At 44.9% G+C, this 13840-nt stretch carries 15 protein-coding genes; 14 read left to right on the top strand and 1 reads right to left on the bottom strand.

Annotated features, from left to right (window positions below; genetic code table 11):
* Window positions 1-7: 7 nt before the first annotated feature.
* The 11 genes from WKT17_RS03820 (at window position 8) to WKT17_RS03770 (ending at window position 10508) form a co-directional block, all read left to right on the top strand.
* The gene (locus tag WKT17_RS03820; RefSeq protein WP_173749182.1) at window positions 8-454 is read left to right on the top strand and encodes a 4Fe-4S dicluster domain-containing protein; all 447 of its coding nucleotides are present in this window, start codon (window positions 8-10) and stop codon (window positions 452-454) included.
* Between the two features lie 3 nt (window positions 455-457).
* Window positions 458-1690, top strand: a complete 1233-nt coding sequence (locus tag WKT17_RS03815; RefSeq protein WP_294578939.1) for an NAD(P)/FAD-dependent oxidoreductase — start codon at window positions 458-460, stop codon at window positions 1688-1690.
* 204 nt (window positions 1691-1894) lie between these two features.
* The gene (locus WKT17_RS03810) at window positions 1895-2044 is read left to right on the top strand and encodes a hypothetical protein (protein ID WP_173749180.1); all 150 of its coding nucleotides are present in this window, start codon (window positions 1895-1897) and stop codon (window positions 2042-2044) included.
* A gap of 54 nt (window positions 2045-2098) precedes the next feature.
* Window positions 2099-3322 carry a tyrosine--tRNA ligase gene (gene tyrS / locus WKT17_RS03805; protein ID WP_173749179.1) on the top strand — a complete coding sequence of 408 codons (1224 nt, stop codon included), beginning with the start codon at window positions 2099-2101 and terminating at the stop codon, window positions 3320-3322.
* Between the two features lie 104 nt (window positions 3323-3426).
* On the top strand, window positions 3427-3969 hold the full coding sequence (locus tag WKT17_RS03800) for a beta-class carbonic anhydrase (RefSeq protein WP_291683691.1): 543 nt from the start codon (window positions 3427-3429) through the stop codon (window positions 3967-3969).
* A 291-nt stretch (window positions 3970-4260) separates the two neighbouring features.
* Entirely contained in the window at window positions 4261-4902 is a 642-nt protein-coding gene (locus WKT17_RS03795; protein ID WP_330027363.1) for a hypothetical protein, read from the top strand.
* Between the two features lie 315 nt (window positions 4903-5217).
* The gene (locus tag WKT17_RS03790) at window positions 5218-6654 is read left to right on the top strand and encodes an acyl-CoA carboxylase subunit beta (protein WP_330027364.1); all 1437 of its coding nucleotides are present in this window, start codon (window positions 5218-5220) and stop codon (window positions 6652-6654) included.
* A 16-nt stretch (window positions 6655-6670) separates the two neighbouring features.
* Complete coding sequence (locus WKT17_RS03785; protein WP_330027365.1) at window positions 6671-7447, top strand: OadG family transporter subunit; 777 nt, start codon at window positions 6671-6673, stop codon at window positions 7445-7447.
* Window positions 7448-7472: 25 nt separating this feature from the next.
* Window positions 7473-7841 carry a biotin/lipoyl-containing protein gene (locus WKT17_RS03780; protein ID WP_173749174.1) on the top strand — a complete coding sequence of 123 codons (369 nt, stop codon included), beginning with the start codon at window positions 7473-7475 and terminating at the stop codon, window positions 7839-7841.
* A 76-nt stretch (window positions 7842-7917) separates the two neighbouring features.
* Window positions 7918-9066 carry a sodium ion-translocating decarboxylase subunit beta gene (locus WKT17_RS03775; RefSeq protein WP_173749173.1) on the top strand — a complete coding sequence of 383 codons (1149 nt, stop codon included), beginning with the start codon at window positions 7918-7920 and terminating at the stop codon, window positions 9064-9066.
* Between the two features lie 29 nt (window positions 9067-9095).
* The gene (locus WKT17_RS03770; RefSeq protein WP_173749172.1) at window positions 9096-10508 is read left to right on the top strand and encodes an oxaloacetate decarboxylase subunit alpha; all 1413 of its coding nucleotides are present in this window, start codon (window positions 9096-9098) and stop codon (window positions 10506-10508) included.
* 47 nt (window positions 10509-10555) lie between these two features.
* On the opposite strand, the gene WKT17_RS03765 is transcribed toward WKT17_RS03770, so the two are convergent.
* Window positions 10556-10789 carry a hypothetical protein gene (locus WKT17_RS03765; protein WP_226853568.1) on the bottom strand — a complete coding sequence of 78 codons (234 nt, stop codon included), beginning with the start codon at window positions 10787-10789 and terminating at the stop codon, window positions 10556-10558.
* Window positions 10790-10959: 170 nt separating this feature from the next.
* Here WKT17_RS03765 and WKT17_RS03760 point away from each other — a divergent pair, with 170 nt between their 5' ends.
* From WKT17_RS03760 to cmk, 3 genes are read left to right on the top strand one after another with little or no spacing between them, the layout of a single operon-like run.
* Window positions 10960-11892 carry a MurR/RpiR family transcriptional regulator gene (locus WKT17_RS03760; RefSeq protein WP_173749171.1) on the top strand — a complete coding sequence of 311 codons (933 nt, stop codon included), beginning with the start codon at window positions 10960-10962 and terminating at the stop codon, window positions 11890-11892.
* Between the two features lie 11 nt (window positions 11893-11903).
* Window positions 11904-13151, top strand: a complete 1248-nt coding sequence (locus tag WKT17_RS03755; RefSeq protein ID WP_330027366.1) for an NAD(P)/FAD-dependent oxidoreductase — start codon at window positions 11904-11906, stop codon at window positions 13149-13151.
* A gap of 20 nt (window positions 13152-13171) precedes the next feature.
* Window positions 13172-13840 (top strand): (d)CMP kinase, encoded by a 669-nt coding sequence (gene cmk, locus WKT17_RS03750; protein WP_291683462.1) that lies wholly within the window; start codon window positions 13172-13174, stop codon window positions 13838-13840.

Genomic DNA, 13840 nt, shown 5'->3' with positions numbered 1-13840 from the left:
GTATCTCATGAAAAGAATAATGATAGATGCTGCCAAATGCGATGGGTGCAAAAGCTGCTCCATCGCATGCATGCAGGCACACAGAAAGGACGAAGGCAATGTATATACTCTGGACTTGACAGACATTGCCAATGAATCCCGCAACTATATTTACAAAAATCCAGACGGAAGCTATACGCCGGTTTTCTGCAGACACTGTGACATGCCGGAGTGCGTGATGTCCTGCATGAGCGGCGCGCTTACCAAGGACGAGCAGACAGGGCATGTGCAGTATGATGAGAAAAAATGCGGTTCCTGTTTTATGTGTGTGATGAACTGCCCATATGGGGTGTTAAAACCCGACGACAGTACACATATGAAAGTCATCAAATGTGATTTCTGTATTGAAAAAGGCGAAGAGCCAAGCTGTGTAAAGGCCTGTCCAAAGCAGGCTATCTGGGTTGAGGAGGTGTAGCAGATGGAATATGTGATTTTAGGAGCCGGAGCAGCAGGAATCACTGCGGCAAGGATCATCAGAAAAGCAGATTCTCAGGGGAACATTACCATGCTTTCCACAGATACACAGGTACATTCCCGCTGTATGCTGCACAAATTTTTAAGCCATGAAAGAACCGCAGAAGGGCTGAACTTTGCAGAGACAGATTTTTTTGAGAAAAACAGAATCCACTGGAAACCGGGTGTGACGGTGACAAAGCTGGATACTGCTGCAAAAAAAGTAATGACGGACAAGGGAGAGGAAATCTCTTACGACAAGCTGCTCATTGCCACAGGGGCGGAAAGCTTTATTCCTCCGGTGGGAAATTTAAGAGAGGCAAACAACGTTTTTGGACTGCGCCATTTAAAGGACGCACAGGCTATTGATGCCATGGCAAAAAAGGCAGAAAACATTGCTATTATCGGTTCCGGTCTGGTAGGTCTGGACGCAGCTTACGGCTTAATGGAAACAGGCAAAAAAGTGTCGGTTATCGAGATGGCAGAGCAAATTCTGCCCATTCAGCTGGACAAGACGGGCGCATATGAATACCAGAAGCGTTTTGAAAAGGCAGGTGCTGCCTTTTATCTGGGAAGAAAAGCTGCGGATACTATTATGAATGCAGAGGGAAAGATTACCCGTCTGGTGCTGGACAACGGTACAGAGATTCCCTGTGATTTGGTGATTGTGGCAGCGGGTGTGCGCTCTGCAGTGGCAGGCATGGACGGCGAAGGCATTGTCATTGACCGCGGCCTTCAGGTAAATGAATATCTGGAAACCGGAGCCGCAGATGTCTACGCAGCAGGCGATGTGACAGGACTTTCCGGAATCTGGCCGAATGCCCAGAAACAGGGGGAAACCGCAGCCCTTAATATGTGCGGAAGCAAAGTGGCCTATACAGACCGGTATGCCATGAAAAATACCATAAATTTCTTCGGATTGGTTTCCATGTGCGTGGGGTTGATTGTGCCTGAAGAGGGAGATACTGTAATAGCCAGAGAAGGGGCAAGCAGCTACAAACGCGTAATCTTAAGAGACGGTAAGGTTGCAGGCGTGCTTCTGCAGGGAGATATTTCCCATGGCGGTATCTGGCAGTATCTGATTAAGAACGGTATTCCGGTAGATACCATTGAGAAAGATATTTTCGCTCTGAACTTCGGAGATTTTTACGGAATCAAAGAAAACGGAGAGTATCAGTGGAACACTGCGTTAATGTGAGTTGCAAAAGCGGGTGAAACATGGCTTGACAAAAGCAGGCGGGATTTGTATACTGTCCTTGTATGAGTCAAAGGCAAAGACGGGAACAAGTAGTTTGCAGAGGAACGGACAGAAAGCAGCCGGCAGATGAGAGGCGCGTGGGAATCTGACAGATGAATACCTCCCTGAGCTTCACACCGAAAAGCAATGAGTAGGCTGTGACGGATGGGTGTACGTTACAACACCATGAGTATCGCTTACGCTGTACTTGCAGAGGCAGACCAGTGCGAACTGGCTGTGAATAAAGGTGGTAACACGGGAATTTCAGAGTTCTCGTCCTTTTATAAATTGAGAAAGGACGAGGGCTCTTTTTGATTTTCAAGAAACCTCTCCTTTCCGGAAAAAGCAGAAGAAAAGGAGAATACAGAGATGAAAATTTATGACGAACTGGTTGCCAGAGGATTGATTGCTCAGGTAACGGACGAAGAAGAAATCAGAGAACTGGTGAACAACGGAAAAGCAACGTTTTACATTGGTTTTGACCCGACTGCAGACAGTCTTCATGTGGGACACTTTATGGCTCTGTGTCTGATGAAACGTCTGCAGATGGCAGGCAATAAGCCCATTGCCCTTATCGGCGGCGGAACCGGATACATCGGCGACCCTTCCGGAAGAAGCGATATGCGTTCTATGATGACCCCGGAAATGATTCAGCACAACTGTGACTGCTTTAAAAAGCAGATGGAACGTTTCATTGATTTCTCTGAAGGAAAAGCTTTGATGGTGAATAACGCAGACTGGCTGTTGGATTTGAATTATGTGGAACTTTTAAGAGAAGTGGGTCCGCATTTCTCTGTAAACCGTATGCTTACTGCTGAATGCTACAAGCAGCGTATGGAAAAGGGACTCAGCTTCCTGGAATTTAACTACATGATTATGCAGAGCTACGACTTCTACATGCTGTACCAGAAATACGGCTGTAACATGCAGTTCGGCGGAGATGACCAGTGGAGCAATATGCTGGGCGGAACGGAGTTAATCAGAAGAAAGCTGGGTGAAAATGCCTGTGCCATGACCATTACCCTGCTTTTGAACTCCGAAGGCAAGAAAATGGGCAAGACACAGTCCGGCGCTGTATGGTTAGACCCCAACAAGACTTCTCCTTTCGATTTCTATCAGTACTGGAGAAATGTGGCAGACGCAGACGTACTGAAATGTATCCGTATGCTCACCTTCCTGCCGTTAGAGCAGATTGATGAAATGGACAGCTGGGAAGGCAGCCAGTTAAACAAAGCCAAAGAAATCCTGGCTTACGAGCTGACCGAACTGGTACACGGAAAAGAAGAAGCAGAAAAGGCGCAGGAAGCAGCCAGAGCATTATTCACCAGCGGAAATGCGGCAAATATGCCTTCTGCAAAAATTGAGGAAAGCGCGCTGACAGACGGAAACATAGACTTAATTTCTCTTCTGGTAAACAGCGGACTGGCCAATACACGCTCCGAAGCCAGACGCGCCATTGAGCAGGGCGGTGTGTCCGTGGACGGAGAGAAAATTACAGATATCAAATACCTGCTTGCAGGAGAAAAACTGCAGGGTGAAGGTATTGTATTGAAAAAAGGGAAGAAAAACTTCAGAAAAGTAACTATGGCGTAAAAAGAAGGAGCCTTGTAGCAAAAAGAATTTCTTGCATAACCGGATTCTTGAAATTATAATCAGTCTTATGAAACAGCAACAGAATAAAAGGAGGTTTCCCACCTATGATTCAGCAGATTATCGAATATAACCGAGAATTTGTAAAAAAAGAGAGCTACAAACCCTATATTACCAGCAAATACCCTGACAAAAAACTGGCGATTCTTACCTGTATGGATACCCGGCTGACAGAACTTCTGCCGGCAGCACTTGGTATCCGGAATGGAGATGCTAAAATCATCAAAAATGCTGGCGGTGTCATTACCCATCCCTATGGAAGTGTTGTCCGCAGTCTTCTGGTTGCACTCCTGGAACTTGGTGTGCAGGAAATTATGGTCATTGGTCATACAGATTGCGGTGTTCAGGGAATGGATGCTGAAGAAATGCTGGAAAAGCTCACACACCGGGGAATACCGAAAGAACACATTGATATTGTCCGGCGGAGCGGAATTGACCTGAATCAATGGCTGGGAGGTTTCTCTTCTTCTGAAGAATCTGTCCGTGAAACAACTGCGGCGCTGAAAAACCATCCTCTGATGCCGAAAGATGTAACTATACAAGGCTTTATCATGGATTCTGTTACCGGTGCACTGACCAGCATCTGTTAAGTTATGAAAGGAAGGGCGCGATTTATTTTGAGTCACGCCCTCCACAAAAGATTTCTCGTATAGTTTTTATAAAATGATATTGTCTTCTCTCAGTGTTTGTAGTAGAATAAAGTTAAATCAAAAAAGTCTGCGCTGCATTCCATTCGGCGTGTATACATTTTCTATTGGATTCTATTTCATTCTTATTTTCATTTTATCTTCGTTTTCATCAGATTCTTTTATTTCCCGGATAAAGTAGTAAAAAGAAGAAACATTCCCATTGTGCAGGTGCAGACGGAAAGAGGCTGTCTTATGAAGAAAGAGGGAATTTTGTTTCAAGGTCTCTGTATACAAGAAAGGCAAAGACTGGATTTTGTGGAGGAGGAAGGCTTTTACTATGAGAAGAGAAAACCGTATCCAAAGGCGGAAAAAAAATATGCAGATGTCACCTATTTTCTCCTTTACATTATAAGCAAGAACCAGATGTGCAGAGAGATGGTGCAGGATATGGAAACGCAGTGGCTGGAGTATCTCCGGGAGAGGACAGGAAACAGTGTCTATCAGGGAGAAGGATTCTGGGACAGCCTGTCAGGAGAGGAAAAAATATGTGCAGAAGCAGTTTTAGGACTTTTGGAGGATATCCGGGGGGATGAGGAAGAACGGGCAGAACTGGCTTGGATTGGGTTTTGGTATCTGATTTACAAAGGATTCCAGGAGACCTATTGCTTTTTCAAAAACATTCCCCGAACTACTTTTCAGGTGCTCTGTCAGCGGGCCGGGGAGAAAAAACGAGAACGCTGTATGGGAATCAGTTATTTATGTATGGAATTTTTGTTTGCAGAAGAATTGGGGGTGCAGATAGAGAAAAATGGGACGTATCCCCTTTTGTACGGCTGTATGAAAACCTGTCAAAAGATGTGGGAGAGTTGTCTGGAAAGTGAAAAAACGAAATAAAAAAGGAAAAAAGGCACATTCTATAGACAGAGTGTCAGAAACAAAAGTCCTTTTCAAAAGAAAATCTAAAAAATAGTAAAAATCTTCTGTTAAAGCTGTTAAAAAATTGTCAAAAACTATTGAAAAAAAAACCGAAACAAGGTACAATTATAATTGGCAGAGATTGGTTTTACTATTGTAATGTAATGCAGTGAACCGGAGATGATTTCTGCGCGAAAACCGGATGAGGCGTGCGGTAACAGTGCGGAAATCCCGGTAAGCAGCAGGCAGATTTTTTCTGCTGTGAAAAATAAATTTAAGATGGAGGGCTGAACAATGAGTAGTACAGCACAAACCTTAGCAAGTAAAAGAATTAATTCTTTACTTGATGAGAACAGCTTTGTTGAAATCGGCGGCTATGTAACAGCCAGAAACACAGACTTCAACTTATCTGAAAAAGAAACACCGGCAGACGGCGTCGTTACCGGATACGGTGTCATTGACGGCAGCCTGGTATATGTGTACAGCCAGGACGCCTCCGTGTTAAACGGTTCCATTGGTGAAATGCATGCGAAAAAAATTGCAAATCTGTACGATTTGGCCATGAAGACAGGCGCACCGATTATCGGTCTGCTTGATTGTGCCGGCTTAAGACTGCAGGAAGCAACGGATGCATTAAATGCTTTTGGTGAAATCTACACAAAACAGGTTATGGCCTCTGGCGTAATTCCTCAGATTACAGGAATTTTCGGTACCTGCGGCGGCGGACTTGCAGTGGTTCCTGCACTGACAGACTTTACTTTCATGGAAGACACAAAGGGAAGACTGTTTGTAAATTCCCCGAATGCACTGGAAGGAAACGAAATTTCCAAGTGTGATACTTCAAGCGCTGCATACCAGAGCGAACATGCAGGCTTGGTAGATGTTGTGGGAAGTGAAGAAGAAATTTTAGGACAGATGAGAACTCTGATTTCCATGCTTCCGTCCAATTTTGAAGATAATTCTTCCTATATAGAGTGTGCAGATGATTTAAACCGTGTTTGCCCGGAACTGGAAAACTGTGTGGGAGATACTTCTATTGCACTTTCTCAGATTGCAGACAACCAGGAATTCTTTGAAGTAAAAGCAGCTTATGCAAAAGATATGGTAACAGGTTTCATCCGCTTAAACGGTGCAACGGTAGGTTGTGTTGCAAACAGAAGCGAAGTTTACAACGAAGAAGGCGAAAAGACAGAAACTTTTGAAAACGTATTATCCGCAAGAGGCTGCAAGAAAGCGGCTGAATTTGTGAAATTCTGTGATGCATTTGAAATTCCGGTTCTGACTCTTACCAATGTAAAAGGATACAAAGCGACAAAATGCTCTGAGTCCAATATGGCAAGAAACGCAGCAGAACTGACAAATGCTTTCATCAGTGCAACGGTTCCAAAGGTAAACATTGTAATTGGCGAAGCTTTCGGAAGCGCTTACCTGACTATGAACAGCAAATCTACAGGCGCGGATATGGTATTTGCATGGCCAAACGCACAGATTGGTATGATGGACGCGAAACTGGCTGCCAAAATCATGTATGCAGACGCAGACGCAGCTATTATTAATGAAAAAGCAGCAGAATATGCAATGCTGCAGTCCAGCGCTCTTTCTGCAGCAAAGAGGGGTTATGTGGACACTATCATTGAAGCAGAAGATACAAGAAAATATGTAATTGGCGCATTTGAAATGCTGTTCACTAAGAGAGAAGACCGCCCAAGCAAGAAACATGGCACAGTTTAAGCGAGGGGGAGATGATATGAAACAGAGATGGAAAAAAATAGGCAGTTTAGTATCAATCGGTGTTCTGGTATTTTCTCTGTCCGCCTGCGGTCAGACGAAAGATGAAATCAACAGTACGGTACAGAATAATCTCTATCAGACTACTGTTGCTACGGTACAGTCTCTGGTGCAGTATGACAAGGCGACAATGGAACAGTCCATAGAAGAAAATCCGAACATGGACGACTTTACCAAGAATGCATTTGTTTCCTGGGGAGATTCTTCCGAAGAACTGGGTGCATTTAAGGAATTTAAAGAAACAACACCGGAAGAGGCCGTAAAGAAAGACGGAAGCCAGTATGTCATCACTTTAGAGGCAGAGTTTGAAAACAGGGACGCTGTGGTAGAAATGGTATACGACAGCAAGCTGAACGCAGAAAGCGTGGGATTCAGTGCAGACTACAGCATGAAAGAAAAAATGCTTGATGCGGTTATGAACGCCATTGTAGGTCTTGCAACCGTATTTATCATGCTGATTTTCTTAAGCTTTGTGATTTCTCTGATGAAATATGTACCAAAGCTGGAAGCAGCTCTGACAAAGAAGAAAGATTCCAACCAAGCGGTACCTGCACAGGAAGACAATATTGCAGCAGTCAACAGCGCAGCAGCGCCTGCACCGGTACAGGAAGAACTGGCAGATGACGGCGCTTTGGTGGCGGTTATTGCCGCAGCTATTGCAGCAGCAGAAAATACGTCCACAGACAGCTTTGTGGTACGTTCTATCAGAAAATCAAACAAAAGAAGCTGGAAATAAGTTTTAGTGGTAGGAGGAAAGAAATATGAAATCTTATACAATTACAGTAAATGGCGTTGCATATGATGTAACCGTAGAAGAAGGAAGCGGAAACGCAGCACCTGCAGCAGCACCTAAGGCAGCACCGAAAGCTGCTCCAAAAGCAGCACCGGCTGCAAAACCTGCAGCAGCGGCAGCAGGGGCGATTGAAGTAAAAGCATCTGTTCCTGGTAAAGTCTGCAAAATCGAAGCAAACGTAGGACAGGCTTTAAAAGCCGGTGACCCGATTGTCATTCTGGAAGCCATGAAAATGGAAATTCCGGTTGTTGCACCTCAGGATGGTACACTTGCAGGCATTAACGTAGCTGTAGGCGATGCAGTAGAAAACGGTGCTGTACTGGCATCCATGAACTAGAATTTGCATACAGTGTAAATTCCCAAGAAACAGGTACAGATACCTGTGAATAACGAAATAAATGGGAGGTAAAAAAATGTCTAACATTGCAGATACAGTGTCAAACCTGATTGGGCAGACAGCTTTTATGAATCTGACATGGGGCAATCTGATTATGATTTTAGTAGCATTTGTCTTTTTATTCCTTGCTATTAAAATGGGATTTGAGCCGCTTTTGCTGGTGCCAATCGCTTTTGGTATGCTGCTGGTAAATATCTACCCGGATATTATGGCCAGCGCAGAAGAAACGTCCAATGGAGTAGCCGGACTTCTTCATATTTTCTATATTCTTGATGAATGGAGTGTGCTCCCATCTTTGATTTTCCTTGGTGTAGGTGCCATGACAGACTTTGGTCCTTTGATTGCCAATCCAAAGAGTTTCTTAATGGGTGCAGCAGCACAGCTGGGTATTTATGTTGCCTATTTCCTGGCTATCTTTATGGGATTCAACGGAAAAGCAGCAGCAGCTATTTCTATTATCGGTGGTGCTGACGGCCCGACTTCTATCTTCCTGGCAGGAAAGCTGGGACAGACGGGACTTATGGGAGCTATTGCCGTAGCGGCTTATTCCTATATGTCCTTAGTGCCGATTATTCAGCCGCCGATTATGAAGCTTCTGACTACAGAAGAGGAAAGAAAAATTAAAATGGAACAGCTTCGTCCCGTATCCAAACTGGAAAAAATCCTGTTCCCGATTATCATTACCGTTGTTGTTTGTCTGATTCTGCCTACCACAGCACCACTGGTTGGTATGCTGATGCTGGGTAACCTGTTCCGTGAATCAGGGGTTGTAAAACAGCTTACAGAGACAGCTTCCAATGCTCTTATGTACATTGTTGTTATTCTGCTGGGTACTTCCGTAGGAGCTGCAACAAGTGCTGAGGCTTTCCTGAAACTGGATACGCTGAAAATTGTAGCATTAGGTCTGGCAGCGTTTGCATTCGGTACAGCCGGAGGTGTGCTTCTGGGTAAACTGATGTGCAAGCTGACCCACGGCAAGATTAATCCGCTGATTGGTTCTGCCGGTGTATCCGCAGTACCTATGGCTGCCCGTGTATCCCAGAAGGTTGGTGCAGAAGCAGACCCGACCAACTTCCTGCTCATGCATGCAATGGGACCAAATGTGGCCGGTGTTATCGGTACAGCCGTAGCAGCTGGTACTTTCATGGCTATCTTTGGTGTATAAACCAAGAAATATAAATGGAGGAAAAAAAGATGGCAGACGTAGTAAAAAAACCAATAAAAATTACTGAAACAATTCTGCGTGACGCACATCAGTCTCTGATTGCTACTAGAATGACAACAGAGCAGATGTTGCCTATGGTGGAAAAGCTGGATAAAGTCGGCTACCATTCCGTAGAGTGCTGGGGTGGAGCGACTTTTGATGCTTCCCTGCGTTTCTTAAAGGAAGATCCATGGGAAAGACTTCGTAAATTCCGTGATGGATTTAAAAATACAAAATTGCAGATGTTATTCCGCGGACAGAATATCCTGGGATACCGTCCATATGCAGACGACGTAGTGGAATATTTCGTACAGAAATCCATTGCAAACGGTATTGATATCATTCGTATCTTTGACTGTTTAAACGATCTTCGCAACCTGCAGACAGCAGTAAAAGCAGCCAATAAAGAGAAAGGACACGCACAGGTGGCGCTGTCTTATACTCTGGGTGATGCTTATACTCTGGACTACTGGGTAGAAATGGCAAAGAAAGTAGAAGATATGGGTGCAGATTCTATCTGTATCAAGGATATGGCAGGTCTTCTGCTTCCGTATACAGCAACCGAACTGGTAACAGCTTTAAAAGAAGCTGTAGATATTCCGATTCAGCTGCATACACACTATACTTCCGGTGTTGCTTCCATGACTTACTTAAAAGCCGTAGAAGCAGGCGTAGACGTTATTGATACTGCTATGTCACCGTTCGCTCTGGGAACTTCCCAGCCAGCTACAGAAGTTATGGTAGAGACCTTCAAGGGAACTCCATACGACACAGGTTTTGACCAGAAATTACTGGCAGAAATCGCAGACTACTTCCGTCCAATCCGTGACGAGGCTTTAGACAGCGGTCTTCTGAATCCGAAGAACCTGGGTGTAAACATCAAAACACTGTTATATCAGGTACCGGGCGGTATGCTTTCCAACCTGACATCCCAGTTAAAAGAACAGCACGCAGAAGACAAATTCTACGATGTGCTGGAAGAAGTGCCAAGAGTGCGTAAAGACCTTGGTGAACCGCCGCTGGTTACTCCATCTTCTCAGATTGTGGGTACACAGGCTGTATTTAATGTCATCATGGGCGAGCGTTACAAGATGGTGACAAAAGAAACCAAAGATGTATTAAGCGGAAAATACGGTGTAACTGTAAAACCGTTTGACAAAGAGGTACAGAAGAAATGTATCGGTGACACAGAAGTCATTACCTGCCGTCCGGCTGATTTGATTCAGCCTGAACTGGATACCTTAAGAGGCGAAATGGCTCAGTGGTCCGAACAGGAAGAAGACGTACTTTCTTACGCACTGTTCCCACAGGTTGCTACAGACTTCTTCAAATACAGAGAAGCACAGCAGACAAAGGTAGACCCTAAGGAAGCAGATACGAAAAACGGAGCTTATCCGGTATAAAATAGCATTGTCCAAGCAGAGCAAGAAAAGCGAAGGCTCAGAAGTCCTTAACGGGACATCTGGGCCTTCGCTTTTTTCAATACTTCAAGGTCAGATTTTGTGACCTTTAGATTGGTTTTATAGGATTTTCCGTCCGGACAGGTGACCTGCACATCAATGACAGTGCCTTCCTGGGCCGCGTGATTGGAAACAGCTTTCAGAAAAGGGAAGAGCTTTGGATGGTTTTTCTCAATGGTATTTTTCATACGGCGAAGTTCCATAAGCTTCAAAGGATTCATCATAAGTCAGTGCCTCCTAGGTATGTATTTTTCTCTGAAAAAGGGGTTGAGTTGGAAACAGTATAGAGGAGAGAAGGAAAAAAGTCAACAGAAAGAAAATTTTTGCTGAAACTTTTTCTTTTTTGTGCTATGATAGGGTACATGTGAAAGAATCAGCAAAGAGGGGTCAGAAGATGAACAATACAGAGCATTTGCTCAGTAAAATGAACCAACAATATCAAAATTTCAGTAAAGGACAGAAAAAGCTGGCGGCCTATATCCGGGAAAATTATGATAAAGCCGCCTTTCTTACGGCTGCAAAGCTGGGAGAAACCGTAGGAGTCAGTGAGTCCACGGTGGTCCGTTTTGCTATTTATCTGGGATATAAGGGGTATCCGGAGTTTCAGAGGGAATTGGAAGAACTGGTACGCAACAAATTAAATTCCATACAGAGAATGGAGGTTACCTATGGAAAGGTGCCGCAGTCTGAAATCTTAGATACGGTCCTTCATTCAGATATTGAAAAGATTAAGATGACACTGGAAGCCGTAGATCATGAGGCTTTTGAACTGGCTATTGAGACGATTTTAAAGGCACGGAATATTTATATTGTAGGAATCCGAAGCTGTGCGCCTCTGGCGGGCTTTCTGGCTTTTTATCTGAATCTCATCTGTGACGGGGTACATCTTTTGAATACCAACAGTTCCAGCGAGTTGTTTGAACAGATGATTCGGATAGGCGAAGAGGACGTGATTATTGGTATCAGTTTCCCCCGGTATTCCATGAGAACCTTAAAGGCACTGGAATTTGCCAATAACAGAAATGCCAAGGTTGTTACGCTGACAGACAGTATTCATTCTCCTATGAATCTGTACTCCTCCTGCAATCTTATTGCCAGAAGTGATATGGCGTCCATTGTAGACTCCCTGGTTGCGCCTCTGAGCGTGATTAATGCCCTGGTGGTGGCGCTCAGTATGCGGAAGCAGAAGGATGTCGTGGAAACCCTGGGATCCCTGGAAAAAATCTGGGATGAATACCAGGTATACAACAAAGATGAGATTAATGTGGCAGATAACCATGACATTGAGTTAAAAAAGACAGAAGTACCCCGGAAATCCAGGGATTAAAGGAGTGTTTTATGGCTAAAATAATAATTATAGGAGGAGGCGCCGCCGGAATGGCAGCGGCGGTCTTTCTGGGGGAACAGAACCATCAGGTACACCTCTTTGAAAAAAATGAAAAGCTTGGGAAAAAGCTGTTTATTACAGGAAAGGGACGCTGCAATATCACCAATTCCTGTGATGAGGAGACTTTTTTTCAATCTGTTGTCAGTAACCCTAAGTTTCTTTACAGCGCTTTTTACGGCTATACAAACCGGGATGTCATCGCTTTTTTTGAAAGTCTGGGACTGGCTGTAAAAGAAGAGCGGGGCGGCAGAATTTTTCCGGTATCTGACCATTCCTCTGATGTGATTAAGGTTTTGGAGCAGCGGATGAAAGCGTTGGATGTGAAGATACATTTAAAAAGCAGAGTGGAAAAAGTGTTGACGGAAAACTCCCTGGAGGGGGAAGAGAAGATACGGGGCGTACTTTTGGAAAACGGAGCCGAAATTTTGGCGGACAGAGTCATTATAGCCACAGGAGGCTGTTCTTATCAGGCCACGGGCTCTACGGGAGACGGTTATACCTTTGCAAGGGAAACCAATCATAAAGTGACGGAACTGCGTCCTGCTCTGGTTCCGATAGAGACAAAGGAAGAATATGTAAAAGACATGCAGGGGCTGGCTTTAAAAAATGTCCGCTTTACTGTAAAAGACGGAAAGAAAGTGCTGTATGATGATTTTGGAGAACTGCTTTTTACCCACTTTGGGATTTCCGGTCCTTTAGTGCTGACAGCCAGTTCCCGCATTGGGAAGAAGCTGGAAAAAAAGGAACTTCAGGCTTTTCTGGATTTGAAGGCAGCCTTGTCAGAGGAGCAGTTGGACGGAAGGCTTTTGCGGGAGTTTGAAAACGGAAAGAACAAACAGTTTAAAAACGTCATAACCGGCATGTTTCCGGCAAAGCTGTATCCAGTCATGCTTTCTCTGGGAGGGATTCCTCCGGAAAAGAAAGTCAACGAAATTACAAAAGAGGAAAGGCGGGAGTTCATCCAAGTGATAAAGCACTTCCCTCTGACGCTTACGTCCCTCAGGGAATTTCGGGAGGCCATTATCACTCAGGGCGGTGTCAGCGTAAAAGACATTCAGCCAAAAAACATGGAGTCGAAAAAGGTGAAAGGGCTTTTCTTTATTGGTGAGGTATTAGATTTAGATGCCGTAACCGGCGGGTTTAACCTGCAGATTGCCTGGTCTACAGCCAAAGCGGCAGCAGAGGAAAGTTTTGAATAAACAGCAAAGGAGAAAAAGATATGTCAGTAAATATCGCCATTGACGGTCCGGCAGGTGCCGGAAAAAGTACCATAGCCAAGGCTGTGGCAAAAGAACTGGAATTTATTTATGTGGATACAGGCGCCATGTACCGCGCTATGGCGCTGCACCTTCTGCGCCAGGGGATTGTTCCCGGGGAAGAAGCGCAGATGGATGCAGCCTGTGAAAATGCAGAAATTTCCATTGTATATGAAAACGGCGCCCAACAGGTGCTGTTAAACGGCGAGAATGTGACCGGAGATTTGCGCAGGGAGGAAGTGGGGAATATGGCTTCCGTCAGTTCTGCAAGACCCCGTATCCGGGAAAAACTGGTGGAACTGCAGCGTGTTCTGGCTTCCCAGACCGATGTGGTTATGGATGGACGCGATATCGGCACCTGCGTTTTGCCGGATGCAGATGTGAAAATTTATCTTACGGCCAGCGCCCGCACAAGAGCCCTGAGAAGGTGCCGGGAACTGGAAGAAAAGGGAGTCTCCTGTGTGCTGGAAGAAATTGAAGCAGACATTAACGACAGAGATCACAGAGATATGACCAGAGAGATTTCTCCCCTTAGAAAGGCCGAAGACGCTGTGCTGGTAGACTCCTCTGAAATGTCCATTGAGGAAGTAAAAGAGGCCATTATCCGTCTCTACCGGGAAAGCCGGAAGTAA

It is taken from the genome of Blautia sp. HCN-20427, assembly GCF_037890365.1.
Lineage (GTDB): Bacteria > Bacillota > Clostridia > Lachnospirales > Lachnospiraceae > Blautia.
This window is presented reverse-complemented; position numbering and strand designations above follow the sequence as displayed.